The 26213-nt window shown below is 57.7% G+C and carries 19 protein-coding genes, 5 tRNA genes and 3 rRNA genes; 8 read left to right on the plus strand and 19 right to left on the minus strand.

The genetic code is table 11. The features are described 5' to 3' along the window. Positions 1–64: 64 nt before the first annotated feature. Both R3O64_RS10665 and crtI read left to right on the plus strand, forming a co-directional pair. Positions 65–913: a phytoene/squalene synthase family protein gene (locus R3O64_RS10665; protein ID WP_154762477.1), complete on the plus strand. Its 849-nt coding sequence runs from the start codon at positions 65–67 to the stop codon at positions 911–913. A gap of 2 nt (positions 914–915) precedes the next feature. After that, entirely contained in the window at positions 916–2430 is a 1515-nt protein-coding gene (crtI, locus tag R3O64_RS10670) for a phytoene desaturase family protein (RefSeq protein WP_339016884.1), read from the plus strand. Here crtI and R3O64_RS10675 read toward each other — a convergent pair. Beyond that, on the minus strand, positions 2427–3329 hold the full coding sequence (locus R3O64_RS10675) for a DUF2262 domain-containing protein (RefSeq protein WP_339016885.1): 903 nt from the start codon (positions 3327–3329) through the stop codon (positions 2427–2429). The two genes, crtI and R3O64_RS10675, sit on opposite strands and share 4 nt — an antisense overlap. A gap of 88 nt (positions 3330–3417) precedes the next feature. Here R3O64_RS10675 and mgtE point away from each other — a divergent pair, with 88 nt between their 5' ends. Next, positions 3418–4782, plus strand: coding sequence for a magnesium transporter (mgtE, locus tag R3O64_RS10680; RefSeq protein ID WP_269948526.1), 1365 nt, complete (start codon positions 3418–3420; stop codon positions 4780–4782). A gap of 126 nt (positions 4783–4908) precedes the next feature. Here mgtE and R3O64_RS10685 read toward each other — a convergent pair whose 3' ends face one another. From R3O64_RS10685 to ramA, 6 genes are all read right to left on the minus strand, one after another. Beyond that, the gene (locus R3O64_RS10685) at positions 4909–5436 is read right to left on the minus strand and encodes a CPBP family intramembrane glutamic endopeptidase (protein WP_339016886.1); all 528 of its coding nucleotides are present in this window, start codon (positions 5434–5436) and stop codon (positions 4909–4911) included. Between the two features lie 387 nt (positions 5437–5823). Then, positions 5824–5942: ribosomal RNA gene (rrf, locus tag R3O64_RS10690) — 5S ribosomal RNA — on the minus strand. Between the two features lie 122 nt (positions 5943–6064). Continuing rightward, positions 6065–9135, minus strand: a 23S ribosomal RNA gene (locus R3O64_RS10695). A 462-nt stretch (positions 9136–9597) separates the two neighbouring features. Beyond that, positions 9598–11117, minus strand: a 16S ribosomal RNA gene (locus R3O64_RS10700). The 16S, 23S and 5S rRNA genes sit together here, the layout of an rRNA operon. A 569-nt stretch (positions 11118–11686) precedes the next feature. Further along, entirely contained in the window at positions 11687–12955 is a 1269-nt protein-coding gene (gene murA, locus R3O64_RS10705) for a UDP-N-acetylglucosamine 1-carboxyvinyltransferase (RefSeq protein WP_070523021.1), read from the minus strand. A gap of 21 nt (positions 12956–12976) precedes the next feature. After that, positions 12977–13816 carry an acetate metabolism transcriptional regulator RamA gene (gene ramA, locus R3O64_RS10710; RefSeq protein WP_070522991.1) on the minus strand — a complete coding sequence of 280 codons (840 nt, stop codon included), beginning with the start codon at positions 13814–13816 and terminating at the stop codon, positions 12977–12979. A gap of 256 nt (positions 13817–14072) precedes the next feature. Between ramA and cysK the strand changes: the two genes are divergently transcribed. Beyond that, positions 14073–15008 (plus strand): cysteine synthase A, encoded by a 936-nt coding sequence (cysK, locus tag R3O64_RS10715; protein ID WP_070563979.1) that lies wholly within the window; start codon positions 14073–14075, stop codon positions 15006–15008. Positions 15009–15128: 120 nt separating this feature from the next. Then, positions 15129–15692, plus strand: coding sequence for a serine O-acetyltransferase EpsC (epsC, locus tag R3O64_RS10720; protein WP_070532406.1), 564 nt, complete (start codon positions 15129–15131; stop codon positions 15690–15692). Positions 15693–15704: 12 nt separating this feature from the next. Here epsC and R3O64_RS10725 read toward each other — a convergent pair whose 3' ends face one another. The 5 genes from R3O64_RS10725 to R3O64_RS10745 form a co-directional block, all read right to left on the minus strand. Beyond that, positions 15705–16007 (minus strand): GNAT family N-acetyltransferase, encoded by a 303-nt coding sequence (locus R3O64_RS10725; RefSeq protein ID WP_070522980.1) that lies wholly within the window; start codon positions 16005–16007, stop codon positions 15705–15707. Positions 16008–16059: 52 nt separating this feature from the next. Next, positions 16060–16132, minus strand: a tRNA-Phe gene (locus R3O64_RS10730). Positions 16133–16152: 20 nt separating this feature from the next. Next, positions 16153–16226: transfer RNA gene (locus R3O64_RS10735), tRNA-Asp, on the minus strand. A gap of 251 nt (positions 16227–16477) precedes the next feature. Then, positions 16478–16554, minus strand: a tRNA-Asp gene (locus R3O64_RS10740). Positions 16555–16588: 34 nt separating this feature from the next. Then, a tRNA-Glu gene (locus R3O64_RS10745) sits at positions 16589–16664 on the minus strand. An 83-nt stretch (positions 16665–16747) separates the two neighbouring features. Between R3O64_RS10745 and R3O64_RS10750 the strand changes: the two genes are divergently transcribed. Next, a complete protein-coding gene (locus R3O64_RS10750; protein WP_070532400.1) occupies positions 16748–17080 on the plus strand; it encodes a metal-sensitive transcriptional regulator in 333 nt (110 codons plus the stop codon). Positions 17081–17146: 66 nt separating this feature from the next. On the opposite strand, the gene R3O64_RS10755 is transcribed toward R3O64_RS10750, so the two are convergent. Then, positions 17147–17219 (minus strand) — tRNA-Lys (locus R3O64_RS10755). 90 nt (positions 17220–17309) lie between these two features. Continuing rightward, positions 17310–18812: an acetyl-CoA hydrolase/transferase family protein gene (locus R3O64_RS10760; protein WP_070522973.1), complete on the minus strand. Its 1503-nt coding sequence runs from the start codon at positions 18810–18812 to the stop codon at positions 17310–17312. A gap of 176 nt (positions 18813–18988) precedes the next feature. Between R3O64_RS10760 and dusB the strand changes: the two genes are divergently transcribed. Together dusB and phoU are read left to right on the plus strand one after the other, a co-directional pair. After that, the gene (gene dusB, locus R3O64_RS10765; RefSeq protein ID WP_339016887.1) at positions 18989–20134 is read left to right on the plus strand and encodes a tRNA dihydrouridine synthase DusB; all 1146 of its coding nucleotides are present in this window, start codon (positions 18989–18991) and stop codon (positions 20132–20134) included. 66 nt (positions 20135–20200) lie between these two features. Then, a complete protein-coding gene (gene phoU / locus R3O64_RS10770; RefSeq protein WP_144676632.1) occupies positions 20201–20929 on the plus strand; it encodes a phosphate signaling complex protein PhoU in 729 nt (242 codons plus the stop codon). A 98-nt stretch (positions 20930–21027) separates the two neighbouring features. Here the strand turns inward: phoU and pstB are convergent, their stop codons facing one another. The 5 genes from pstB to mshD form a co-directional block, all read right to left on the minus strand. Further along, positions 21028–21801: a phosphate ABC transporter ATP-binding protein PstB gene (pstB, locus tag R3O64_RS10775; RefSeq protein ID WP_070532392.1), complete on the minus strand. Its 774-nt coding sequence runs from the start codon at positions 21799–21801 to the stop codon at positions 21028–21030. A gap of 39 nt (positions 21802–21840) precedes the next feature. Then, the gene (gene pstA / locus R3O64_RS10780; protein WP_070522961.1) at positions 21841–22758 is read right to left on the minus strand and encodes a phosphate ABC transporter permease PstA; all 918 of its coding nucleotides are present in this window, start codon (positions 22756–22758) and stop codon (positions 21841–21843) included. Positions 22759–22771: 13 nt separating this feature from the next. After that, positions 22772–23821 (minus strand): phosphate ABC transporter permease subunit PstC, encoded by a 1050-nt coding sequence (pstC, locus tag R3O64_RS10785; protein WP_070522957.1) that lies wholly within the window; start codon positions 23819–23821, stop codon positions 22772–22774. Positions 23822–23970: 149 nt separating this feature from the next. Further along, positions 23971–25080, minus strand: a complete 1110-nt coding sequence (pstS, locus tag R3O64_RS10790; RefSeq protein ID WP_070522954.1) for a phosphate ABC transporter substrate-binding protein PstS — start codon at positions 25078–25080, stop codon at positions 23971–23973. A gap of 186 nt (positions 25081–25266) precedes the next feature. Beyond that, on the minus strand, positions 25267–26181 hold the full coding sequence (mshD, locus tag R3O64_RS10795; protein WP_070522950.1) for a mycothiol synthase: 915 nt from the start codon (positions 26179–26181) through the stop codon (positions 25267–25269). Between the last annotated feature and the right edge of the window lie 32 nt (positions 26182–26213).

Below are 26213 nucleotides of genomic sequence, written 5' to 3' on the forward strand. Positions count from 1 at the left end.
TAACGTCCCTACCCTATCTTGCCCTGGGTAAGTTATGTGACGCGTGTGGTCTAAAATATGCTCCATGCGCGCATCTCTTTCCGCTCTGGAACATTACGACCGCTGTGCCGAAGCAGCCGCGGCTCAAATCATGCGCCACTACTCCACCAGTTTTTCCCTGGCCACACGGCTTCTCTCCCCCAGGGTCCGGGTGGACATCCGCAATTTATACGCCATGGTGCGCACCGCCGATGAAATCGTCGACGCCGGGCTCGATCCCCAGGACGCCGCCGTGCTTCTCGACGCCTACGAGGCCACCGTCCGCGCCGCCCCGTCCCAGCGGTTTCACGCTGATCCGATCGTGCATGCCTTTGCGCTTTCCGCGCGGCGTTGCGGGTTCAGCGATGAGCACGTTGCACAGTTCTTTTCTTCCATGCGTTGCGATCTGACGCACCGCACGCACACCCACGACTCCTTCGAGGATTACGTGTGCGGCTCCGCGGAGGTCATTGGGCTCTTGTGCCTGGACGCCTTCTACGCCGGCGGGCCCCGCCCGTCCGGCATCGAGGAAGGCGCGCGGCGCCTGGGCGCGGCCTTTCAGAAGATCAATTTCTTGCGCGACCTGCGCGAGGATTCCGCAGAGCTGGGCCGCTCCTATTTCCCGAACCTGCCGGACCCGGCTAGCTTGGATGAGGAGCGGAAAACGGCAATCATCGCTGATATTCGGCGCGACCTGGCTGTAGCGCGCGGCGCGATGGAGAAGTTGCCGCGTGGTTCGCGGGTGGGCGTGGCGGCTGCGACGGCCCTGTTTACCGAGCTCACCGACCAGCTCGCGGCTACCCCCGCCGCCGATATTCTCACGACACGAGTCTCCGTCTCGCCGGCGCGCAAGGCATTCTTGGTGAGCCGGGCAGCGGCATCGGCGGTGAAGTAGCTATGGGCAAGCGTGTTGTCGTCATCGGCGCGGGCATCGCTGGTCTGGCCAGCGCGGCGCTGTTGCTGCGTGAGGGTTGGGACGTGGTGGTCGTCGAGAAGCAGCACAGCGTCGGCGGGCGCGCAGGCGAACTGACGGTCGACGGTTTCCGCTTCGATACGGGCCCGTCCTGGTACCTCATGCCGGAAGCCTTCGACGAGTTTTTCCGTGCCTGCGGGACGAGCACCGCGCGCGAGCTGGACTTGGTTGACCTCTCCCCCGCCTATCGCGTCTACAACGACGACGGCGCCTTCCTCGACATTCACAGCGGCGTGGACAACGTTGTTCGGCTTTTTGAGTCCATCGAGCCGGGCGCAGGCGAGCGCGTGCGCGCCTACTTAGCGCGTTCCTCTGATATCTATGCCGTGGCGCTAAGCAGCTTTTTGTGCACCACGTTTTCCCACCCCACGCAGCTTTTAACCCGGGACGTGCTCACGCGGCTGGGTTCGCTGGCGCTACTTCTCACTCGGTCCTTGGACCGGCTGGTGGCAGCACAGTTTCAGGACTACCGCCTGCGCCAGGTGCTGACCTACCCGGCGGTGTTCTTGTCCACGGAGCCAACAGCTGCACCGGCGCTGTATTCCTTGATGAGTCACACCGATTTGGTCGAAGGCGTGCGCTACCCGCAAGGTGGTTTCGCCGCGGTGGTCGCGGCGATTGCGCGCCAGGCACAAGGCGCAACCTTCCTCATGGATACGGCGGTGACGGCGATTGAGTGCGCGGAAGGTCGTGCGACTGGCGTGCGGCTGGACGACGGCCGCTTCATCTCCGCCGAGGCCGTCGTTTCCGCGGCGGACCTGCGCCATACTGAGACTTCTCTGCTGCCTCAGTCGGCGCGGACCTATCCCGAGAGCTATTTCGCGCGACGCGACCCGGGCCTCGGCACGGTGTTGGTCTTCCTCGGCGTGCGGGGCGCGCTGCCGGAGCTGGCCCACCACACCCTTCTTTTCAGCAAGGACTGGGAGCCCGATTTCCGGGCGGTGTATCACGCTCCGGAGGCTTCGCGCCCGCTGGGGGCGTCCGAGTCCATCTACGTGTCGAAGACCTCCGCGACGGATCCTGCCGTGGCGCCGGAGGGCTGCGAGAATCTCTTTGTGCTGGTCCCCGTGCCGGCGGAGGAAAACTTCGGCGCGGGTAACGCCTATGGCGAAGAAGAATCGCCCCGCGTTGGCGCAATTGCCGATGCCGCGATTCACCAACTCGGCACGTGGCTTGGCATTCCCGACTTTGCTGAGCGCATCGTGGTGCGCCGGACGGTCGGCCCCTCTGATTTTGCGCGGCGCTACAACTCCTGGGCTGGTGGCGCGGTGGGACCCGCGCATACGTTGCGGCAATCCGCCTTCTTCCGCGGGCGCAATGCCTCGCGAAAACTCAAGAACCTGTACTACGCGGGCGGTACGACGGTACCGGGTGTTGGTGTACCGATGTGCCTCATTTCCGCGCACAATGTCATCACGCGGATGCGCGAACAGCACTAAGCGTCGAGCTCAAGGGCTGCGGGTGCACCGCTGCGTTTAGTCTTCACCGTCACGGCGTGCCCACCAAAAAGATAGCCATCATCGAATTCCACGCTGAGGTGTCCGCGTTGGGGGACTTCAACGGCAACGGGCGTGAGTTTGGCGTATACGTCGCCGGCCGTGAGCTCAGGTGCCGGGACGTTTGCGCCCTCGGACAGGGCGACGTCATGGCGCCAGCGGTTCGCAGCTCGAAGAGCTTTTTTGGCGGCAAAGCGCCGGGCCTCATCGATGATCTCAGCACTGAGGACCTTATTGATAACGGTGAGGGGTGCCTTGAATTTTCGCCTCAGGTTCGCGCTCTCCGCGAGGAGAAGCTCCTCCCCTTCGTACCAGATGCTGAAATCAACTCCGAGCTCTTCTGCCCTACCGTCGAACGTGTTCGTACTGCGATCGAGCACCAACGGACCGAACTTGGAATCAAGCTCTACCGGAACGGCAATCCGAGCGAGGAGCTGCTCCATTGCCCCGTCTTCCGCATCTGGGAGGATCTCCCAGATATCGACGTAGTGTTCCTTGCTCCTCTCGTGGAAGTGGTGGCTACCCCGAGCATGAATCACCGTGAAAGGCTCAAGCTCTGCAACTTCGCGCGGATCCCACAGCGTCTTTCCTGCGACTGTCTGGAAGAGCTGCGGATAGCGCACGTCGACGTCACCAGTAATCAGCTCGCCCTCAGGCAAAATTTTCAGGGCGACTCCAGGCATGTTCATGAGCTGAATATGCGTCTTGTCCTCAGCGTAGGGATCATCGCTCACCCACTTCTTCGGCACATCTGCCACAACGAAGAGGAACTCTGTTTCCTCGTAGCCCAGAATAGAGCTGACGACGTCATTGTCCGAGAAATCACGGTAAAGGGAAAGCATGCCGCAATAGTACATACGTGAAAAGGCTACGCAGCGCTGCATGACGTAGTCTGAGGAGGTTGACGTCGAGTAGAAGGGCGAAAAACCGATGGCAGAAACGATTGAGCAGGCCACCGAAATTGTTGAGGAGTGGCTCAAGCAAGAAGACGCCATCAACCCCCAAAAGGCTCCTCGGCTCCAAGAGCTCTTAGCTCGCGTTCCACGTCAAGAGCTCATCGCGATTGTGGAGCGCCAGAATGCTCTCCGCGCCGCATTGGCGTTAAGGCTGCTGCCGCGTCAAAAATCTATCGCGGTCTTCGATGCGCTTGATGCCAAACACCAAGCGGACATCATTGACGAGTTGGGCAACGCCGATGTCTACGAATTCTTCGACGAGCTGGATCCCGAAGACCGCGTGGCCCTGCTGGACGAGCTTCCTGCGGAGATTGCGGATCGCCTCCTCCGTTCGCTGACTCAGACTCAGCGCGATGTGACCGGAGTGATTCTTGGTTACACGAAGGGCTCCGTTGGCCGCCGTATGTCGCCGGAAGTCCCCAATATCCACCCGGAAATGAGCATGGAAGATGCCCTGCGCACCCTCCGCGACAACGCCGATGAGCTAGAAACCATCTATACCGTTCCTGTGACGCGTAAGGACCGGCGTCTGGTAGGTGTCGTCAGTCTGCGCGAGCTCTTCACGGCTGAGCGCGGCATTCTCATTGAGGACATCATGAACGAGCCGGTATATGCATACGCGACTGCCGACGCCGAAGAGACCGTCCGCTGGTTCTTGCCCCTCGACATGCTGGCGCTGCCGATTGTGGATGATTCACACCGCCTCGTTGGCCTTCTTACCTGGGACGATGCAACCGACATTATGGAAGAGGCGGACAGCGAGGACTCAGCTCGTTCCGGTGGTACGGAGGCGCTCCAGCAGCCGTACTTGTCGACGCCCCTTCTCAAGCTCGTCCGCTCCCGCATTCTCTGGCTGCTCGTGCTCGCTGTGTCAGCGCTGTTGACTGTGCGGGTGCTCGATTCTTTCGAAGACACACTGGCTAAAGCGGTGGTGCTGTCACTATTTATCCCGTTGCTAACAGGCACGGGTGGAAACACGGGAAATCAGGCAGCAACGACCGTCACACGAGCGCTCGCGCTTGGCGACGTCCGCACACGCGACCTCTTGGCAGTCATGTGGCGGGAATTGCGCGTCGGAATGTTGCTGGGCGCTGTGCTGGGGCTGGCCGGGCTTGTCTTGGCGACGGTCATCTATGGCCTAGATATCGGCCTCGTCATCGGCTCCACCCTGTTTCTCATTTGTTCGATGTCCGCGACGGTAGGCGGACTCATGCCCATTGTGGCTAAAACTGTTGGCGCGGACCCTGCGGTCTTCTCTAACCCATTCATCTCCACCTTCTGTGATGCAACGGGCTTGATCGTCTACTTCTTCATTGCGAAGTCTGTCTTGGGAATCTAACTGGATACAGAAGGGTGTCCGCCAGGCCGTACAACGCCTGCTACATGACGAATAAGCCCGCGCCCCAATCTTTGGTGCGAATTGACAGCCACTAACCGCCCTGAGCGCCCGCGCACAATCCTTCGCTTATCCCGCAAGCAGTCCAATTGCAAGGTTAATAGCAGCGTGCAATATCGCGCATTCAATGACGCTTCCCGAGCGGTATCGCACCACTCCCAGGATCCACCCGCAGAGAAACTGAACCGGAAGTATGGGCCACAACTGCGCATCGAAGCTCAACAACATCAAATGAGGCAGAAGAAAAACTCCCGCTTGGAGCGTGTTACCACTCCAGAACCCCCAGGATCGAAGAAGTAAGCCGCCAACAAATCCTCGGAAAAACACTTCCTCGCCTATAGCCCTGAAAATGACAGCAAGGCTTACCCCTTGAGACAGAACCACCCCCGGTATGGCCAGACTAGCCGACGACACCACACGGATACCGGCGTATCCTATTCCAAGCAACACGGGGAAAAGGATGATGCTTAGTACTACTGTTTGCCAATTTCCCAATCGCCAACCCACATTTGCCCGAGCTTGAGAAACCCCAATTCTCTTGCGCTGAAAAATGATATAAAGCACTGAAGGAACGAGAAACAAAAGGAATTCAAACATCTTCTCCGTACCCTAATCCCGGACCGGGTTGGCTACTTAGCCAGAAAGCTCGGTGCCCAGTTTACAATTCTGTATGAGGACGAGACGCCCGAGCATTGGTGGGGTAGATCATACTTCCGTGGCCCTTTCGCAGTAGTTAGGAACTAGGCAGCTACCCGGGTGGGTATGAGCCTTGTTTATCAGCGCTTTCAGGTGAACATGATTAGGCCCAATTGCCGAGGAGGGCCCTCATGACTCGGTCACTAAAAAGCCATTTGTTCAGACCTGGAAGTGCAGACGTGGTAACGCATGCCGGTAGTGCTGGCAAAACGAAAAAGAGACCGTTAAAGCAATGATGGTGCTTTAACGGTCTCTCTTTGTTGTATTGAGTTGTTTGTTGTTGTTTGGTGTCGGCGGTTTCTTACTCTCCCACAACCTCCCGGTTGCAGTACCATCAGCGTTAGCAGGCTTAGCTTCCGGGTTCGGAATGGGTACCGGGCGTTTCCCTGCTGCTATAGGCCACCGACAAACACTCGGGGCAACGTCTGGTTGCTGGTGTTGTGTCAGATACTGTGTAGTGGACGCGAACACGGCAGTGTGATTGATTAACTGTTGTGTTTGTTGTTGACACGCCCTAAAGAATGGGTGTGTGTGTTTGTTTTGGTCTATTAGTACCAGTAGCCTTCACACCTTGCGGTGCGTCCAGGTCTGGCCTATCAACCCCATCGTCTTTGGGGGACCTCAAATGAAACCTCATCTTAAAACAGGCTTCCCGCTTAGATGCTTTCAGCGGTTATCCCTTCCGTACGTAGCCAACCAGCGATGCTCCTGGCGGAACAACTGGCACACTAGAGGTACGTCCGTCCCGGTCCTCTCGTACTAGGGACAGCCTTCTTCAAGTTTCAACGCGCGCGGCGGATAGAGACCGAACTGTCTCACGACGTTCTGAACCCAGCTCGCGTGCCGCTTTAATGGGCGAACAGCCCAACCCTTGGGACCTACTCCAGCCCCAGGATGCGACGAGCCGACATCGAGGTGCCAAACCATCCCGTCGATATGGACTCTTGGGGAAGATCAGCCTGTTATCCCCGGGGTACCTTTTATCCGTTGAGCGACACCACATCCACAAGTAGGTGCCGGATCACTAGTCCCGACTTTCGTCCCTGTTCGACATGTCTGTCTCACAGTCAAGCTCCCTTGTGCACTTACACTCGCTACCTGATTGCCAACCAGGCTGAGGGAACCTTTGGGCGCCTCCGTTACATTTTGGGAGGCAACCGCCCCAGTTAAACTACCCACCAGGCACTGTCCCCAACCCAGATCATGGGCCAAGGTTAAGGTATCCAATCCGATCAGAGTGGTATTTCAACAACGACTCCACGCGTGCTGGCGCACACGTCTCATAGTCTCCCACCTATCCTACACAAACCGAACCGAACACCAATACCAAGCTATAGTGAAGGTCCCGGGGTCTTTTCGTCCTGCCGCGCGTAACGAGCATCTTTACTCGTAGTGCAATTTCACCGGGCCTGTGGTTGAGACAGCAGAGAAGTCGTTACGCCATTCGTGCAGGTCGGAACTTACCCGACAAGGAATTTCGCTACCTTAGGATGGTTATAGTTACCACCGCCGTTTACTGGGGCTTAAATTCTCAGCTTCGCAGTCAAAGACTACTAACCGGTCCTCTTAACCTTCCAGCACCGGGCAGGCGTCAGTCCATATACATCAACTTAACGTCTTCGCATGGACCTGTGTTTTTGATAAACAGTCGCTTCCCTCTATTCTCTGCGACCCCACAACCCACAACACTTGCAAGAAGTGTCAAAGTCGTGTGGTCCCCCTTCTCCCGAAGTTACGGGGGCATTTTGCCGAGTTCCTTAACCACAGTTCACCCGAACGCCTTAGTATTTTCAACCTGACCACCTGTGTCGGTTTAGGGTACGGGCCATACATCCACATCGCTAGAGGCTTTTCTCGACAGTACTAGATCACCAACTTCACCCACATTTGGGCTACGCATCACGCCTCAGGTTAAACGGTGTGCGGATTTGCCTACACACCACCTCACACGCTTACACCAACAATCCACTAAGCGGCATGGCTACTACACTGTGTCACCCCATCACTTGAACCACACATCAGGCCCCACGACATCAACAACCACCGTGTTCAAAGAACACGACGATCGTATCCGCGGTGGTTAGTATCAGTGCTTTATCATGGGCGCGGATATACGGGTACCAGAATATCAACTGGTTATCCATCGACTACGCCTGTCGGCCTCGCCTTAGGTCCCGACTCACCCTGGGAAGACGAACTTGACCCAGGAACCCTTAGTCATCCGGCGGGAAGGATTCTCACCTTCCAATTCGTTACTCATGCCTGCATTCTCACTCGCACACACTCCACGCCGCCTTACGGTAACGCTTCAACACATGCACGACGCTCCCCTACCCAATACAAAGTATTGCCGCGGCTTCGGCGGTGTGCTTGAGCCCCACTACATTGTCGGCGCAGGACCACTCGACCAGTGAGCTATTACGCACTCTTTCAAGGATGGCTGCTTCTAAGCCAACCTCCTGGCTGTCTTCGCGATCCCACATCCTTTTCCACTTAGCACACCCTTAGGGGCCTTAACCGGCGATCTGGGCTGTTTCCCTCTCGACTATGAAGCTTATCCCCCACAGTCTCACTGCCGCACAACACAATTAGTGGCATTCGGAGTTTGGCTGACATTGCTAAGATTGTAGTCCCGCTCAACCAACCAGTAGCTCTACCTCCACCAAGCTAATGCGACGCTGCACCTAAATGCATTTCGGGGAGAACCAGCTATCACGGAGTTTGATTGGCCTTTCACCCCTACCCACAGCTCATCCCCGCAGTTTTCAACCTACGTGGGTTCGCGCCTCCACAGCATCTTACTACTGCTTCACACTGGCCATGGGTAGATCACCCCGCTTCGGGTCCAGGACATGCCACTAAACACCCCATGAGGATTCGGTTTCCCTACGGCTACCCCACACGGGTTAACCTCGCGACATGCCGCTGACTCGCAGGCTCATTCTTCAAAAGGCACGCCATCACACACATACAGGTGCTCTGACGGATTGTAAGCACATGGTTTCAGGAACTATTTCACTCCCCTCCCGGGGTACTTTTCACCATTCCCTCACGGTACTCATACACTATCGGTCACACTGAGTATTTAGGCTTACCGGGTGGTCCCGGCAGATTCACAGCAGATTCCACGAGCCCGCTGCTACTCGGGCAACCCAACAACCCATGCATTGAAGCCTTCAACTACGGGACTATCACCCTCTACGGTCGGCGTTTCCACACCACTTCACCTAACAACAACACACAAGCAAACCAGTGGTAGCTGATTCACATTGGGGCCCACAACACCGCACACACAACCCCTACCAAGTATCACATGCACACGGTTTAGCCTCATCCACGTTCGTTCGCCACTACTAGCAGAATCATATTTTATTTTCTTCTCCTACGGGTACTGAGATGTTTCACTTCCCCGCGTAAACCCCCACAACAGCTATGAATTCACTGAAGGGTAACACCCCATAACAGGTGCCAGGTTTCCCCATTCGGACATCCTCGGATCAACGCTCTATTGACAACTCCCCGAGGCTTAACGCAGCCTTACACGTCCTTCATCGGCCCAGCATGCCAAGGCATCCACCATGCGCCCTAAATAACGAACACACAACCAACACAACAACCACCACAAACACGGCAATCAAACTGTGTTGGTGTGAACACACAAAACACAAAAGAACAAAGAAATCACACAAACCATGACCAACCACCCACACAAAAGAAGATGGAAAGCACATGGTTAAATGCTCGCGTCCACTATACAGTTCTCACACAACACCCCACACAAGACAACAACCACACCAAAAAGAAAAAGTAGTTATTGAAACTTACGTGGGTTATACAACCAGGGAACAATGCCCCAGACACCCAACAATGCACCAAGCACTTATCAATACGCAGTTAGACGTACATGTGTTAGTTGAATCATCATTCTGGTTAAGATGTATCTCCACCCGATTATCAATAGGCGGCAGTAAAACAATCGTCTACATAAACCACCAAGCGAGTAAGAATAAACACTCACACGCTATACAGCACCAACTGGTGCTCAAAATAAATGCTCCTTAGAAAGGAGGTGATCCACCCGCACCTTCCGGTACGGGTACCTTGTTACGACTTCGTCCCAATCGCCGATCCCACCTTCGACAGCTCCCTAACAAGTTTAGGCCACTGGCTTCGGGTGTTACCAACTTTCATGACGTGACGGGCGGTGTGTACAAGGCCCGGGAACGTATTCACCGCAGCGTTGCTGATCTGCGATTACTAGCGACTCCGACTTCATGGGGTCGAGTTGCAGACCCCAATCCGAACTAAGACCGGCTTTCAGCGATTCGCTCCACCTCACAGTGTCGCTGCGCGTTGTACCGACCATTGTAGCATGTGTGAAGCCCTGGACATAAGGGGCATGATGATTTGACGTCATCCCCACCTTCCTCCGAGTTAACCCCGGCAGTCTCTCATGAGTCCCCAACCAAATGCTGGCAACATAAGACAAGGGTTGCGCTCGTTGCGGGACTTAACCCAACATCTCACGACACGAGCTGACGACAACCATGCACCACCTGTACACCAACCACAAGGGACACTACATCTCTGCAGCAATCTGGTGTATGTCAAGCCCAGGTAAGGTTCTTCGCGTTGCATCGAATTAATCCACATGCTCCGCCGCTTGTGCGGGCCCCCGTCAATTCCTTTGAGTTTTAGCCTTGCGGCCGTACTCCCCAGGCGGGGCGCTTAATGCGTTAGCTACGGCACAGAAGACGTGGAAGCCCCCTACACCTAGCGCCCACCGTTTACGGCATGGACTACCAGGGTATCTAATCCTGTTTGCTACCCATGCTTTCGCTCCTCAGCGTCAGTAACTGCCCAGAGACCTGCCTTCGCCATCGGTGTTCCTCCTGATATCTGCGCATTTCACCGCTACACCAGGAATTCCAGTCTCCCCTACAGCACTCAAGTTATGCCCGTATCGCCTGCACGCCCGAAGTTAAGCCCCGGAATTTCACAGACGACGCGACAAACCACCTACGAGCTCTTTACGCCCAGTAATTCCGGACAACGCTCGCACCCTACGTATTACCGCGGCTGCTGGCACGTAGTTAGCCGGTGCTTCTTATACAGGTACCGTCACAAAAAGCTTCGTCCCTGTCGAAAGGAGTTTACAACCCGAAGGCCGTCATCCCCCACGCGGCGTCGCTGCATCAGGCTTCCGCCCATTGTGCAATATTCCCCACTGCTGCCTCCCGTAGGAGTCTGGGCCGTATCTCAGTCCCAATGTGGCCGTACACCCTCTCAGGCCGGCTACCCGTCGACGCCTTGGTAGGCCATTACCCCACCAACAAGCTGATAGGCCGCGAGCTCATCTTGCACCGAAAAAACTTTCCAACCACCACACTAAAGGCAGTTCATATCCGGTATTAGACCCAGTTTCCCAAGCTTATCCCAGAGTGCAAGGCAGATCACCCACGTGTTACTCACCCGTTCGCCACTCGAGTACCCCTTGCAAGCAAGAGGCCTTTCCGTTCGACTTGCATGTGTTAAGCACGCCGCCAGCGTTCGTCCTGAGCCAGGATCAAACTCTCCACAAAAAAGGCCGTGAAAAGCCCAAACCTAACAAAAAGACAAACCAAACCGTGCACAGCACGGACTGGCTATCCAAAAATTACATAAAGAAAAAATCTCGAAACCAACCCCCAACCCGACGGGGATAAACAGGAGGCTGGCAAAGTCAGAAGATTTTAAATCATTTACGCCCAAACAACTTATGTTATTTACAATGACGCCGCTTGAAAGAAAAGCGCCATCCGGCATACACCAACCGTGATACGCATACGGCATATCACAGCCACAATGAATAAAACCAACCAACACAAAAAGTACATTGGCACACTATTGAGTTCTCAAACATCGTTCGCACACCACAAACAAAATTAACCAAACGTTAACCTCTCCGCAGCGGCCCGAACAACCTTACCCAACAAGCTCAACCAAAGTCAAACCCGCCGAACAAACATTGTCCGAACATCTACCACCAGTTAACCTCCCGGCTACCTCGCGGCGACTCGGATAAATATACGCACACCCCCAACAAACAACAAATCCCCAGGTGACACACCGAAAAGGTGCGCCACATAGGGACGTCGCCAAGCAATGCTCCTTAGTAGAGCTCCTCCTCTTGAGTGCGCTCGATGGTGGCGCCCAAGGCCTGCAGGTTCTCTACAAAGTTCGGATAGCCGCGGTCGATGTGAAAGACATCGTGCACGGTGGTCGTCTCATCCGCACACAAAGCGGAGAGGACCAATCCGGCACCTGCGCGGATATCGGAGCTCCAGACATGCGTCGAGGACAGGCGCTCTTGACCGCGGATAACTACGTGGTGTCCATCCACCTGGGCATCAGCGCCAAGGCGGAGCATCTCATCGACGAACCGGAAACGAGACTCAAAGACATTTTCCGTGATGATGGATGTACCTTCCGCGACCGCGGAGAGCCCGATGGCAATCGGCTGAAGATCCGTGGGGAAGCCGGGGTACGGCAGCGTTTGGTAGTCCACAGCAGTTGGACGCCGGTCCATGCGCACGCGGAAACCATTGACATAGTCCTCGATATCCGCACCGGCGGACTTAAGCTTCTCCAACGGCAGGTGCAGGTGCTTGGGAGCAATACCGCCCACCGTGATATCCCCGCGAGTCATTACGGCAGCATATGCCCACGTACCCGCAACAATACGGTCACCGATAACCTCGTGCTCCGTCGGTTGCAGCTTGTCCACTCCCCGAATGGTGATGGTGGATGTCCCCTCCCCGGAGATGTCGGCGCCCATTTCCTTGAGCATCGTGCACAGGTCCACAATTTCCGGTTCGCGGGCCGCATTGTGGAGTTGGGTTTCGCCATCCGCAAGGACTGCAGCAGTAAGAATATTTTCGGTAGCGCCTACCGAGGGAAAATCGAGCTTGATGTTCGCGCCATGGAGCTGATCCGCCTCCGCTACAACGGCGCCGTGTTCGATGCGCGTGCTAGCGCCCATCTTCTCTAGCCCAGATTGGTGCATGTCCAGTGGGCGGGAACCAATGGCGTCGCCACCTGGCAAAGCTACCTTTGCGTGACCACAGCGCGCCGTCAGCGGCCCCAATACACACACCGACGCGCGGAATTGGCGCACCGCATCGAAGTCTGCATTGGAATGCAACGTGGCCGGCGTGGTGATCTGCACGGTGTGGCCATCGATTTCCACTGAACAGCCAAGGCCTTCAAGGACCTTTCGCATCAGTGGAACATCAAGGATTTTAGGACAGTTGGTCAGCGTGGTGGTGCCCTCCGCCAACAGTGCCGCAGCCATCAGCTTCAGCACACTGTTCTTGGCACCGTCCACCTTGACGGTGCCCTGCAGGCGCGCCCCACCGGAGACAATAAATTGGTCTTTCACGCCCACCCAACTTACCTACGATCAGGGCAACGCGCCTATACGACGGGCCGCATTAACTGCCTCATAGCGAGTATGTGCACCCAGTTTGCGCATGACAGAGCGCAAATAGGACTTCACCGTTTCGGCGCCAATACCCATTTCCTCGGCCGCCTCGACATTGGTATGCCCTAACGCCACGCAGGAAAGAACATCCAGCTCGCGAGCAGAAAGCTTGGTGGACTGCTTAACGCGCACCGGGGAGACCATCTGGTCGCAAAGAGCCTCTAGTTCCTTACGGAGATCTTCATCGTTGACTCGGTTAGCCAACATGCGGAGCTTAGAGTGCGTTGAGCGCACCTGCTCCCACTCAGCCCCGTTCATCACGTGGCCGCGAGCAGCGCCGCCCTTGCCTCCGTCGGCACGACGCAACGCGGAATTAACGGCCAGATCCTGCTCGAGGCACCGAGCAGTCATGGTGACTTCCTCGATTACCTTGTCACCCAAGCGCACCGGCGAATGGACACCAACATAGAGGACACCGCGGATTTCACGCTGAACGGTGACCGGCACCGCCACGATCGAATGCAGTCCCTCATCCTGGATATGGCGATCATTCTCATGGCTAATTGTGGTGGCACGAGTGTAGTCGGACACACCAACCGCGCGGCGAGTGCTGACAACGCGCCCGCCGACGCCCACGTTCGCGTCAATCACCAAATTCTGCAAGGCCGGGGTCCGCAGCCCTACCCACTGGGTAATCTGCAGGCGATTGTCCGGCAGCAAGGTCCCGTACATCGTGACGGGGATTCCCGTTGCGGTCTTTAGTGACGAGAGCGCTGCGCGTACGGCTTCGTCGTCATCCTTGAGTCGGTGCGGCTCCATGAGACTCTCTCTTACTCGGGGGTAACCAGCAGGTGCACCCACATTTCCCGCCTGAAACGGGGGTAGGCGAACACTATTTGCGAAGTATAACCGGCCGACGGGGGTAATTCTAAATCACGCCTCGCCCTCATGAGACGCCTCAAATCCCACATGCCATGCCCGAATGATCTGTTCAGAATCTATATACCACTTGGTCTATTGCCACGGTGTAGAGTGTCTGCTGTACATCAGAACTTATCTTCAAGGAGTCCACATCGTGGCTGTATACAACAATATTCTCGACACCATCGGCGGTACCCCGCTTGTCCGCCTCAACCGCCTGACCGAAGGCCTCGGCGCCGAGGTACTGGTGAAGGTTGAGTCTTTCAACCCCGCTAATTCCGTCAAGGATCGCATTGCCAAGGCAATTGTCGACACCGCCGTAGAATCCGGCGAGCTAAAGCCAGGCGGCACCATCGTTGAGGCCACCTCCGGCAACACCGGCATCGGCTTGGCACTCGTCGGTGCCGCCCAGGGTTACAAGGTCATCCTCACCATGCCGGAGACCATGTCCAACGAGCGCAAGGTTTTGTTGCGCGCTTATGGTGCTGAAATCGTGCTCACCCCGGGCGCTGCCGGCATGAAGGGTGCTGTCGAGAAGGCCAACGAAATTATCGCTGAGACCCCCAACGCCATCCTGGCCTCCCAGTTCGCCAACGAGGCAAACCCGAAGATTCACGAGGCAACCACGGGCCGCGAGATCTGGGACGACGCTGAGGGCAAGGTCGACGCTTTCGTCGCTGGCGTCGGCACCGGCGGCACCGTCACCGGTGTGGGCCGCTACCTGCGTTCCCAGAACCCCGACACCTACCTGGTCGCCGTTGAGCCCGCCGACTCCCCCGTCCTCTCCGAGGGACACGCTGGCCCCCACAAGATCCAGGGCATCGGCGCCAACTTTGTCCCAGAGGTTCTGGACCGCGAGATCCTCAACGAGGTGCTCACCGCAACCACCGAGGAATCCGTCTCCACCGCACGCAAGCTGGCCACCGAAGAAGGACTGCTCGTCGGCATTTCCTCCGGTGCCAACGTCTCTGCGGCACTCAAGCTGGCTGCGCGCGAAGAGTTCAAGGGCAAGACCATCGTCGTCGTCGCCCCGGACTTCGGTGAGCGCTATGTCTCCACCATCCTCTTCGAGGACATTCGCGAGGCCTAAGGAAAACGCTAACGTGGCTTTCCACGGGACGTCGCCAAGCACGGCGCCGTGGAAAGCCCTCCGAATAAAAGCGCCCTCTGTGCTAGGGGGCGCTTTTTCTTTCTAGATAGGATGGTTCGCATGCACATCTTGAAGATGATTCGTGAAGACCTCGCCAACGCGCGCGAGCATGATCCGGCCGCGCGCGGCGACGTCGAAAATGCCGTGGTCTACTCCGGCCTTCACGCCATTTGGGCGCACCGAATCGCCCACCGCATGTGGAAACGTGGATGGCGTGGGCCAGCCCGTATTTTGGCGCAGCTTAACCGCTTCTTCACCGGAATCGAGATTCACCCCGGCGCTACCATTGGCCGGCGCTTCTTCATTGACCACGGCATGGGGATCGTCATCGGTGAAACCGCCGAAATTGGCGATGGCGTCATGCTTTACCACGGCGTCACGCTCGGTGGTCAGGTGCTGACACAGACTAAGCGCCACCCAACAATTGAGGACAACGTCACCATTGGCGCGGGCGCCAAAGTGCTCGGCCCGATTACCATCGGCCACGGCTCCGCTGTCGGTGCCAACGCCGTAGTGACAAAGGACGTGCCACCGGAGCACATTGCCATCGGTATCCCGGCCACCAACCGCCCGCGCAAGAAGGATGAGCGCATCAAGCTGGTGGACCCGGACTACTACATCTAAAAGACCGTGCCTTTAAAGGCTGCCTTCACGGGCAGTCAGCCGCTGGTAATCGGGATTCTTCTCAATGAAGCGCGCCACGGCGCTGCACGTTGGAATGACTTGGCGGCCGGCCGTTGAGTCATCATCCAGTGCCGCTTTAATAAGCGGCTTGGACAGCCCTTGGCCCTGAAATGACTCGAAGATTTCCGTGTGCGTGAATTCGCGTGTGGTAGCGGAATCACTGTATTCGGCGAAGCCTGCTTCTTCCCCATCAACGGTGATGACGAAACGGGATTGATCGGTTTGGTGCGCAACTGAAGTAGTCATGCCGCCCATTAAACCAAAAAGAGCAACAAAAAAGCCCCTTCCAATGGAAGGGGCTGTCTTGTGGCCAGAGCCAGGATCGAACTGGCGACCCCACACTTTTCAGGCGTGTGCTCTACCGACTGAGCTATCTGGCCAGAAGCCACAAGGACTTCGGCGACCCTGACGGGACTTGAACCCGCGACCTCCGCCGTGACAGGGCGGCGCGCTAACCAACTGCGCCACAGGGCCATTTTCAATTATCTGTTGTGCGCTGGGCACGAATAAGTACTCTACACAAAGCTAGATAAGCACACCAAATCAGCATGTCATTCACCGTTTTCACGGTGATGCAGCCCCTCAATACACACTGTCACCACAGCGCCTAGACCTATACAGATCTATGCGCCATTTGCGACGTTGCAGGAGCCTCCACACACCACCATAAAACGACACAAGCCCCGAGGCATATGTTCTATAAACAATGCTCCGAGGCTGAAATATGGCGACCCTGACGGGACTTGAACCCGCGACCTCCGCCGTGACAGGGCGGCGCGCTAACCAACTGCGCCACAGGGCCATAAGTATTTTCTTGTGCACCAACACAAAAGTGTTGGTACCCCCAACGGGATTCGAACCCGTGCCGCCGCCGTGAAAGGGCGGTGTCCTAGGCCGCTAGACGATGGGGGCCCGTTGCCTTGAGGCAACTTTGTAAAAATATACTGGAGACATCCTCACTTAACCAAATCGTCCTGGCAGAAAGGCAGAAAACCATGGCTGACCAGCGGGATACCTGTTCCTGTCACGAGCCGGGTGTGCACGGCTACAACTCCGATGATGAGCAGAAAGCAAAGTACTTGGCTCGCCTCAAGCGCATCGAAGGCCAAACCCGAGGCATCCACCGCATGATCGCGGAGGACCAATACTGTATCGACATCATCACGCAGATCTCAGCGGTTACTTCAGCGCTCGAGAACGTTTCCCTAGCGCTCTTGGAGGACCACATAGAACACTGTGTGGCGGGAGCAGCCGCCGAAGACGGGCAAGTAGCCACAGAGAAGCTCGAGGAGGCCATGCGGGCCATCAGGAAGCTCGTTAAGAGCTAGCCCTGAACCCAGCCCTGCGCTTGGGCCCCAAAACAAAAAAGAGCCGCCCGAAGGCGGCTCTTTTTGTGGGCCCTGTGGGGATCGAACCCACGACCTGCGGATTAAAAGTCCGTAGCTCTACCAACTGAGCTAAAGGCCCAACGCTCACCTATCCTAGCCGGTGGCACCATAGAAAAGGAAATGGCCCTCACCTTCAGCGGTAAGGGCCACGGCCTTGCGGGTCTAAGAATTAGCCGCGCATGTCACCCTTCTCCATGAAGTTCACCTGGAAGTCGAAGGCGGTCTTCAGATCGTGCGGGGTGTGCTGGAACTTGTTAGCCTTGGCGCGCTCGAAGTACTCCTCCAACATCGGGCGGTAATCCGGGTGAGCCACGGCGATAACCTTCTCCACGCGCTCCTTCGGGGCCAAACCGCGCAGGTCCGCAACGCCATACTCGGTGATGATGACCATGGTGTCGTGCTCGGTGTGGTCGGTGTGAGAAACGAAAGGCACGATGGCGGAGATAGCGCCGCCCTTGGCCACCGACGGGGAGACGAAGGTGGAGATGTAGGCGTTACGGGTGAAGTCACCCGAGCCACCAGTACCGTTCATGATGCGGGAGCCGGAGACGTTGGTGGAGTTGATGTTGCCGTAGATATCGCCCTCAATCATGCCGTTGGAAGAAATCAGGCCCACGCGGCGAATAACCTCCGGGTGGTTGGATACCTGCTGCGGGCGCAGGATGATGTGCTTGGCGTAGCGATCAGCCTCAGCGTTCATCTTGTCCGCGTACTCCGGGGACAGGGCGAAGGAGGTTGCGGAGGCGACGGTCATCTTGCCAGCGTCGATAAGATCCAGCATGCCGTCCTGGATAACCTCGGTATAGGCCTGAATGTTTTCGAACTTGGAGTCCAACAGGCCTGCCATCACGGCGTTCGGGACATTGCCCACACCGGACTGCATGATGAACTTGTCATACTCTAGGCGGCCGGCAGCAACCTCGCCCTCGAGGAACTCGATGAAGTTCGCAGCAATCTTCTCAGAAACCTCATCCGGGGCCTTGAACGGAGCGTTGCGGTCCGGGGCATTGGTCTTGACCACAGCCACGACCTTCTCCTCCGGAATCTCGATGTAGGTGGTACCGACGCGGTCAGCCGGCTTGGTAATCGGGATTGGCTGGCGGTTCGGCAGCTTCTCGATCTTGTAGATATCGTGCATGCCCTCGAGGTTGAGGGACTGCCACTCGTTGATCTCAATGATGATCTTGTCGGCGGCATCGATGTATTCGAGGTTGTTGCCCACGGCGGAGGACGGAACGATATTTCCGTTCTCATCAATACGAACGGCCTCAATAATGGCTACCTGGAAGTCACCGTAGAAGCCCTCTTCCACCTGCTGGCCAGAGTGCGAGAGGTGGATGTCCTGGTACAGGGCGGAGCCGTCGTTGAAGCGGCCGCGCAAAACCGGATCAGAGTTATACGGAGAGCGGAAGCGGATGGCGTCTGCCTCAGCCAACACACCATCACAGTCCGGAGCGGTAGAGGCACCGGAGAAAACATCGATCTTGAACTCCTCGCCCGCCTCATGAGCTGCCTTCGCCTTCTCCGCGATGGCGGTCGGCAGCGCCTTAGGGTAGCCAGCGCCGGTAAAGCCGGAGATTCCCACACGGTCACCGTGGTTGACGAACTTTGCGGCCTCGTCAGCGCTCATCACGAGCTTCTCAAACGGTGCGTATGCAATTCTCTCAGACATTAGTCCTCCTTTTATGTGCAGAAACGACCTACGTTACGGTCCTTTCCTGTTAGTTACATGCACCACACTAGCGAATCGGTGGAGGATTTACCGCACTCTGCCCCAAACTGTGTGCACCCCTCACTTTCCTCGTGAGAATTTGCCACCCCAGGCTCTTTCCGCGCACAATTGGCGGCGTGACTCTTGCTATCGGAAAAATCCAGCTCAACTCCCCCGTTGTCCTCGCCCCCATGGCGGGCGTGACCAACGTGGCCTTTCGCGTGCTGTGTCGCGAGCAAGAGATAGCGAAGACCGGCACCGTCTCCGGCCTTTATGTCTGCGAAATGGTTACCGCCCGCGCCTTGGTAGAGCGAAATCCCAAGACGCTGCACATGACCACTTTCGATCCACAGGAGAATCCGCGCTCACTGCAGCTGTACACCGTCGATCCGGAGTACACGTACAAGGCGGCGAAGATGATCGTGGATGAGAATCTGGCTGACCACATCGATATGAACTTTGGCTGCCCGGTTCCCAAGGTCACGCGCCGCGGCGGAGGCTCCGCACTCCCCTATAAGCGCCGCCTCTTTGGCAACATCGTCGCCGCAGCGGTCAAGGCCACGGAGGGCACCGATATCCCGGTCACCGTGAAAATGCGCGTGGGCATCGACGAGGGGCACCACACGCACCTCGACGCCGGCCGCATTGCGGTGGAAGAAGGGGCGTCGGCAGTCGCGCTCCACGGACGTACCGCCGCGCAACGCTACTCGGGCCATGCGGACTGGAATGAAATTGCGCGCCTTAAGGAGCACTTGGCCCATACCGGTGTCCCTGTCTTGGGTAACGGCGATATTTTCAAGGCCACGGATGCCCACGCCATGATGGAACAAACGGGCTGCGACGGCGTCGTCGTGGGACGAGGTTGTCTGGGCCGTCCTTGGCTCTTCGCAGAGCTCTCCGCGCACCTTCGTGGCGAGCCGGTGCCGGCCGAGCCCACGTTGGGTGAGGTCACGCAGATTATGATTCGCCACGCAGAACTGCTGGCGCAGCACGAGGGCGAGGACCAGGCCAGCCGCGATATCCGCAAGCACATCGGCTGGTACCTACGCGGTTTTCCCGTGGGAGGTCAGGTCCGTGCTGGCCTGTCCCGCGTGAACTCCCTCGACGCTCTCCGGGAGCTGCTCGAGCCGTGGGCTGATTCGCCTGCGCTTGCCGACGACGCCGATGGCGCCCGCGGACGCCAGGGATCCCCCGCCAAAGTGGTCCTTCCCGAGGGGTGGCTCGACGATCCGGAGGATGCAACCGTGCCGGAAGGCGCGGAGATTATGCATTCCGGCGGCTAGCCACGAAAATCCCCTTTTGTGTCGCTCGACAGGCACTAGACCAATTGTTCAGCTAAAGTACGTGACATGCGCGCTGCCTACCGTGAACAGTTGGACAACTTTGCCCATGACCTCATCATCATGAGCACTGCGGTTCATAAGCTGATGACTCTTGCCTCTCAGGCATTAATCGAATCCTCCCTGCAACCAGCCGAAGAGGCCTTGTCGTTGCGCGATGAGTTGGATGAAGTCCGCTCGCGCTGCGAAGACCGTGCGGTGTCCCTTCTGGCCTTGGAAAACCCGATGGCCAAGGATCTGCGACAGGTCATCGCTTCCATCTATATTGTGGAAGACTTTTACCGCATGGGCCGCTTGTCTCAGCACATTGCCACCAGCGCCCGCCGCCGCCACCCTGAATCAGTTGTTCCATCGGACATTATGGGCTATTTCGAGGAATACGCCCGCCTCGTTCTCGACATGTCCTCAGGCCTCAAAGACATCCTTATCACCCGCGATCCGGAGCTGGCGCTCCGTTTGACCGAGGACGACGACGCCGTCGATGACATCAACCAACACCTGCTTCGTATGTTGACGCAGCGCGAGTGGAAAGGAACGGTGCGCCAGGCCGTGGAAACCTCGCAGCTTTCGCGCTACTACGAGCGTTTCGCCGATCATTGCGCAGCAGCTGCCGGCCGCATCATTTACCTGGCAACGGGCTTGGACCCCGACCGCTACATGCGCAAGCGCGATCAGGAGCAACGAGAGGCAGAGCTGGAGGCCCGCATGGCGGAGCTGGAGCGCCAGTTTCACCGCTAGCCCCTACCGCTCGCCACACCTAGCGCACAGTGCATGCACAAAGCCGGCACCTCTTCTAGACCTTTAGAAGAGGTGCCGGCTTTCGGCGCTGTCAGTGTTTAGCCGAAGCGGCCAGAGATGTAATCCTCGGTATCCTTCTTTGCGGGGTTTTCGAAGATCTTCGTGGTGTCATCGAACTCCACCAGGTGGCCAGGACGGCCGGTGGCTTCCAGGGAGAAGAAGCCGGTCTTGTCCGACACGCGGGCTGCCTGCTGCATGTTGTGAGTAACGATAACGATAGTGAAGTTTTCCTTCAGCTCATGGATCAGGTCCTCCACGGCCAAGGTGGAAATCGGGTCGAGCGCCGAGCAGGGCTCGTCCATGAGCAGGACTTCCGGCTCCACGGCAATCGCGCGAGCAATGCACAGACGCTGCTGCTGGCCGCCGGACAGGCCGCCGCCCGGCTTGTCCAGGCGGTCCTTAACCTCATCCCAAAGGTTGGCGCCGCGCAAGGACTTCTCGGCGACCTCCTTCAACTTCTTCTTGTTCTTCTCGCCGGACAGCTTCAGGCCGGCAACAACGTTATCCTCAATGGACATCGTCGGGAACGGGTTGGCCTTCTGGAAGACCATGCCGATGGTATTGCGAACGGACACCGGATCGACCTTGGGCCCGTAGATGTTCTGGCCGTCCAGGAGAATCTCACCCTTGACATAAGCACCAGGGATGACCTCGTGCATGCGGTTCAGGGTGCGCAGGACTGTGGACTTACCACAGCCGGAAGGGCCGATGAAGGCAGTCACGGCCTTCGCCGGGATCTGCATGTTGACGTTCTGTACGGCGTGGAAGTCACCGTAGTAGATGTTCACGTCGTTGAGCTCAAGCTTGGACATGAGTAGTGCTCCTATGGGGTAGGTAGAAAGTGAATACGGTTACTTCTTGACGGAGAACTTCGCCGAAACGATGCGCGCGCCAATGTTGAGAATCGCGATGAGGAGAACCAACGTAAGGGCGGCACCCCACAGCTTGTCCAGGACGGCCGGATCAGCGCCGGACTTGTACATATCCAGCATCATCAACGGCAACGAGGACTGCGCACCCTTGAGTGCGTCCCAGTTGATGGAGGAGGTGGAGCCCACCAACACCAGCACCGGCGCGGACTCACCCATGATGCGGGCCACGGCCAGCATGATGCCGGTGACAATGCCGGACAGTGCGGTCGGCAGAACGATGCGCGCGATGGTCTTCCACTTCGGCACACCGAGAGCATAGGAAGCCTCACGCAGATCCATCGGGACCACGCGGAGCATCTCTTCGGTATTGCGGACCACAATCGGAATCATCAGGAGCACAAGCGATAGCGCCACCGCCATACCGGAACGCTTGAAGCCGAACAGAGTAATCCACATGGCGAAGATGAACAGGGCCGCAACAATGGAAGGCACACCGGAGAGGATGTCCACCATGAAAGTAGTAAGACGGCTCAGCGTTCCACCGCGGGAGTACTCCACCAGGTAAATCGCGGTGAAAATGCCGATCGGAACGGAAATGACGGTCGCGATGACGGTCTGCACAAAGGTACCGATAATAGCGTGGAGCGCACCGCCGCCGGCCTCGGTATCAAGGATTCCGCGTTGGGAGTGGGTCCACCATTCGGGGCTCAGGATAGCGCCCGAACCGCGAGAAATGAGCTCGAAGAGAACCCACAGCAGCGGAATCATGGCGATGATCATCGTTGCCCACACGAGAACGGTGGCAACAGTATTGGTGGTCTTTCGGCTCGAGGAGATATCCAGGAAGGTCGGGCCGGAAGATGCCGGGACAGAGTTGGAAGTTGTAGTCGTAGTCATCTCTGAGCCCTCCTTACTTGCTCTTCACGATGGAACGGGCAATAGCGTTGACCAAGAAGGTCAGAAGGAACAGCATGAGGCCAGCGGCGATATACGCACCGGCACGCATCTCATTACCGAACTCAGCAGCCGCCAGGGCAATGGCCGTTGCGAAGGTGGTACCGCCGTCGAACAGCGAGAAGCGGAAGTCCACCAGCGGGGAGACAACCATGTAGAGAGCCATGGTCTCACCCAGCGCGCGGCCCAGACCCAGCATGGAGCCGGCTATGTAGCCGGACATGCCGAAGGGGAGAACCGTCATGCGGATGACTTCCCACCGGGTGGCGCCGAGGGCCAAGGCGGACTCGATTTGACCGGGAGGGGTCTGCACAAAGACTTCGCGGGCGGTGGCAGCGATGATCGGCAGGATCATCACCGCCAGAACAATGCCACCGGTGAGGACGTTGCGGCCCGTCGCAAAGTTCGGGGAGTTGTCGTAGACCTTGAAGAGGAAGAAGCCACCAGCCCAGGAGTGCAGCCAGGTGTAGAAGCCGGACAGCGCAGGGCCGAGCACCTGCCAGCCCCACAGGCCGTACACGATGGATGGCACGGCGGCGAGCATGTCTACCAAGAATCCCAACGGCTTGACCAGCTTGGCCGGCGCGTAATTGGACAGGAAGATGGCAATGCCGAGCGCGACCGGCATCGCGATGATGAGAGCCACGATGGAAATCAAGACGGTGTGACCGAACATGGTCGGTATACCGAACTTCATAGCATCGGTGTCGTTGGTCTCCCAACGGTCACCGTAGGTGAAGAAGCCCAGAATGCCACCCTCATTGACGGACAGAGAAGGAACCGCACGCCAGATCAGGAAGGCCGCGATGGCAGCGATCATCACCGTGATCAGCGTTGCGGACGCAGTGGACAAGAATTCAAAAATGCGATCACCAGGGCGCTTCACACCGGACTTGACGGCGGGCGTAGAGGTGGCGTCCGCCTCGGACGCATGCGCGCTAGGGCGGGTCGCTGAAACGGCATCCTCCTTCACGGACGACGCTGTGGTGAGATTGTTGTCTGCCATGAGACTAGGGAATCCTTTTCAACGGAAACAATGAAAATACGGGACATGCTGCCGCCCCCAAAGCGCTCGTGAAGGGCGGGTTGGGGGCGGAAGTGTGTGTTCAAACGGACGCTACGGGGGTTCAAAGAAACCCGCGTAGTAACGCGCTCTTACTGGATAGCCTCGACGGCTGCCTTCAGGCGCTCCAGGTGGTCACCGGAAACCGGGATGAAGCCTGCCTTCTCCAGCTCCTCGGACTGATTGTCCAGGACGGTGTTAAAGAAGGCCTTCACCAGAGCGGAGGTCTCCTCGTCGTAGCCAGCGGAGCAGACGATGTTGTAGGTGGTCAGGATGAGCGGGTAAGCGCCCTCATCCTTGGAAGCAAAGAGCTTGTCGGAGTCAACGACCATGTCGTGCTCGGAGTTGGTCTCCTTGAAAGCGAGGTGGTCGAGAGCGACACCGACGGACTCAGAGCTGAGCTCAACCGGGCCGTTGCCGAAGTCAATCTTGGCAATCTTGACGCCATCGGCTTCCTTCTGATGAGCGTAGCCAGCCTCAACGTAGGTGATAGCACCCTCGATGGAGGCAACCTGGTCAGCCACACCGGAGGAACCGTTAGCACCCTCACCAACAGAATCCGGGAACTGCTTGCCTTCGCTGTCCCAGTTGCCGGTAGCGGACTTCAGGAACTTCTGGAAGTTATCGGAGGTACCGGACTCGTCAGAGCGGAAGATGACGGTGATGTTCTTGTCCGGAAGGTCGGTGCCCTCGTTCTCAGCCTTGATGGCGTCATCGTTCCACTTGGTGATCTCGCCCTTGAAGATCTTGGCGAGGGTTTCGGTGGAGAGGTTGACCTCGGTGTCACCCAGGTTGTAGGCGATGGCGACGGGGCCAATGGTCGTCGGCAGGTGCCATGCGTCGTTGCCACCGCAACGCTCCTTGGCGGCCTCAACCTCGCCCTTATCTTCCTTCAGAGCGGAGTCAGAACCGGCGAAGTCAACGGTGCCGCCGTTGAAAGCCTTCACACCAGCGCCGGAGCCGGAAGAAGTGTAGGAGAAGTTAGCATCCGGGTATGCCTCCAGGAATGCCTTCTCAAAGACGGACATAGCGGACTTTTGGGAGGATGCGCCCTCACCAGAGAGGTCGCCGGAAACCTCTGCCCCATCGGAACCGCCTTCAGCGGAGCCAGATTCGTTGGACTCAGAGCAGGCAACGAGAGCAGTGGAGGTGGCGGCGACGATGCCGAAGATAGCGGCGGTGCGCTTGAAGTTGCGGATCACGGGAAACCTTTCCGGTGCGGATACAAGAGAATGATTGTCCGAGCAAATCGCCCTCTACTCTTCTTTGAGCGATCTTCTTGAGACGAGCGCGATTAACTCACGTGTTGTAAAGCTATACAGGGCGGGTTAACCCCACAGGGATCAAGAGATGAACAATCGGTGAACTTGTACCAAAAGCCGGTGAGGCTAGTCACTTTTCGCCCAGACGCAGTGTTCCTCAGCGATGCCAAAGCCCAAACGCTCGTAGGCCTTTACCGCCGGAGCGTTATCAGCCTCGACATACAAGATGACCTTGTCCGCACCTTTAGCCGCCATGCGCTGCAGCCCAGCGCTCAGCAGCGGTCCACCGAGCCCGCGCCCGCGATAGTCCTCACCCAATCCCACAACATAGACCTCACCGAAGGCTGGGGTAGCCTCGTCGTGCCACTTCAGCCAGTGGAAGCCAGCCATTACCGGGTGGCTGTGGGAGTCATTCGGAGAATCCCACAGGAAAAGCACGTCGGCCGGATCGAACCACTCTGCCTCCATCCCGCGGTGCAGGCGCTCCAGATCCCAGCCTCCTTGCTCCGGATGCCAGGAGAAGGCTTCGTTATTGGTGCGTACCCATTCCGCCTCGACGTGCTCGCGCCCGAAGCGCTCCACTGACTCGGCGTAGGTCTGAATCTCTAGGCCATCAACCGTTGCCGGCGCTTCCTCGGCCGCGCGCAAGTCCTTCCCCTCAATCGCCATGACAAGCAGGCGCCTGACGACGTCCATCTCGTTGCGCTTCGCCAGCGCTTGCGCAGCGGGAAGATTGCCATGGGCCCAGATTTGGGGGGAGGTTGGGAGGGCGTCGACAAGCGCCTGCCCTACCCCTCGCCCACGGTGTTCCACGCCAACAAAGAGCTCTACAGTCTGCCCATCGAGGGCAGCCACGCCAGCTACCGCACCATCTTCAATTGCGAGAAGATGATGGTGCCCAAGGCGTTCATCCCTGAGCCCTAAAAGAAACTGCTCGGAGAGGGGCGCAAAGCCGTCGTGAGCTTCAGCAGCAGTGGCCAGCTCCTCCACGCGCTGGGCCACATCTGGGTTCAGTGGCAGAGTCTTGGTCTCAATATTCATGCTTCCCACCCTACGTGCGGTAGTAATAGAGG

This window comes from Corynebacterium hesseae, assembly GCF_037850265.1.
In the GTDB taxonomy this organism is placed as follows: domain Bacteria; phylum Actinomycetota; class Actinomycetes; order Mycobacteriales; family Mycobacteriaceae; genus Corynebacterium; species Corynebacterium hesseae.

Coding starts and splice junctions, on each gene's coding strand:
- R3O64_RS10685 (WP_339016886.1), bottom strand. CDS start 5,436: ATGTTTGAATTCCTTTTGTTTCTCGTTCCTTCAGTGCTTTATATCATT.
- pstC (WP_070522957.1), bottom strand. CDS start 23,821: ATGGCAGACAACAATCTCACCACAGCGTCGTCCGTGAAGGAGGATGCC.
- ramA (WP_070522991.1), bottom strand. CDS start 13,816: ATGGAGCCGCACCGACTCAAGGATGACGACGAAGCCGTACGCGCAGCG.
- R3O64_RS10750 (WP_070532400.1), top strand. CDS start 16,748: ATGGCTGACCAGCGGGATACCTGTTCCTGTCACGAGCCGGGTGTGCAC.
- pstA (WP_070522961.1), bottom strand. CDS start 22,758: ATGACTACGACTACAACTTCCAACTCTGTCCCGGCATCTTCCGGCCCG.
- R3O64_RS10665 (WP_154762477.1), top strand. CDS start 65: ATGCGCGCATCTCTTTCCGCTCTGGAACATTACGACCGCTGTGCCGAA.
- phoU (WP_144676632.1), top strand. CDS start 20,201: ATGCGCGCTGCCTACCGTGAACAGTTGGACAACTTTGCCCATGACCTC.
- epsC (WP_070532406.1), top strand. CDS start 15,129: ATGCACATCTTGAAGATGATTCGTGAAGACCTCGCCAACGCGCGCGAG.
- R3O64_RS10725 (WP_070522980.1), bottom strand. CDS start 16,007: ATGGGCGGCATGACTACTTCAGTTGCGCACCAAACCGATCAATCCCGT.
- mgtE (WP_269948526.1), top strand. CDS start 3,418: ATGGCAGAAACGATTGAGCAGGCCACCGAAATTGTTGAGGAGTGGCTC.
- mshD (WP_070522950.1), bottom strand. CDS start 26,181: ATGAATATTGAGACCAAGACTCTGCCACTGAACCCAGATGTGGCCCAG.
- pstB (WP_070532392.1), bottom strand. CDS start 21,801: ATGTCCAAGCTTGAGCTCAACGACGTGAACATCTACTACGGTGACTTC.
- R3O64_RS10760 (WP_070522973.1), bottom strand. CDS start 18,812: ATGTCTGAGAGAATTGCATACGCACCGTTTGAGAAGCTCGTGATGAGC.
- crtI (WP_339016884.1), top strand. CDS start 916: ATGGGCAAGCGTGTTGTCGTCATCGGCGCGGGCATCGCTGGTCTGGCC.
- R3O64_RS10675 (WP_339016885.1), bottom strand. CDS start 3,329: ATGCTTTCCCTTTACCGTGATTTCTCGGACAATGACGTCGTCAGCTCT.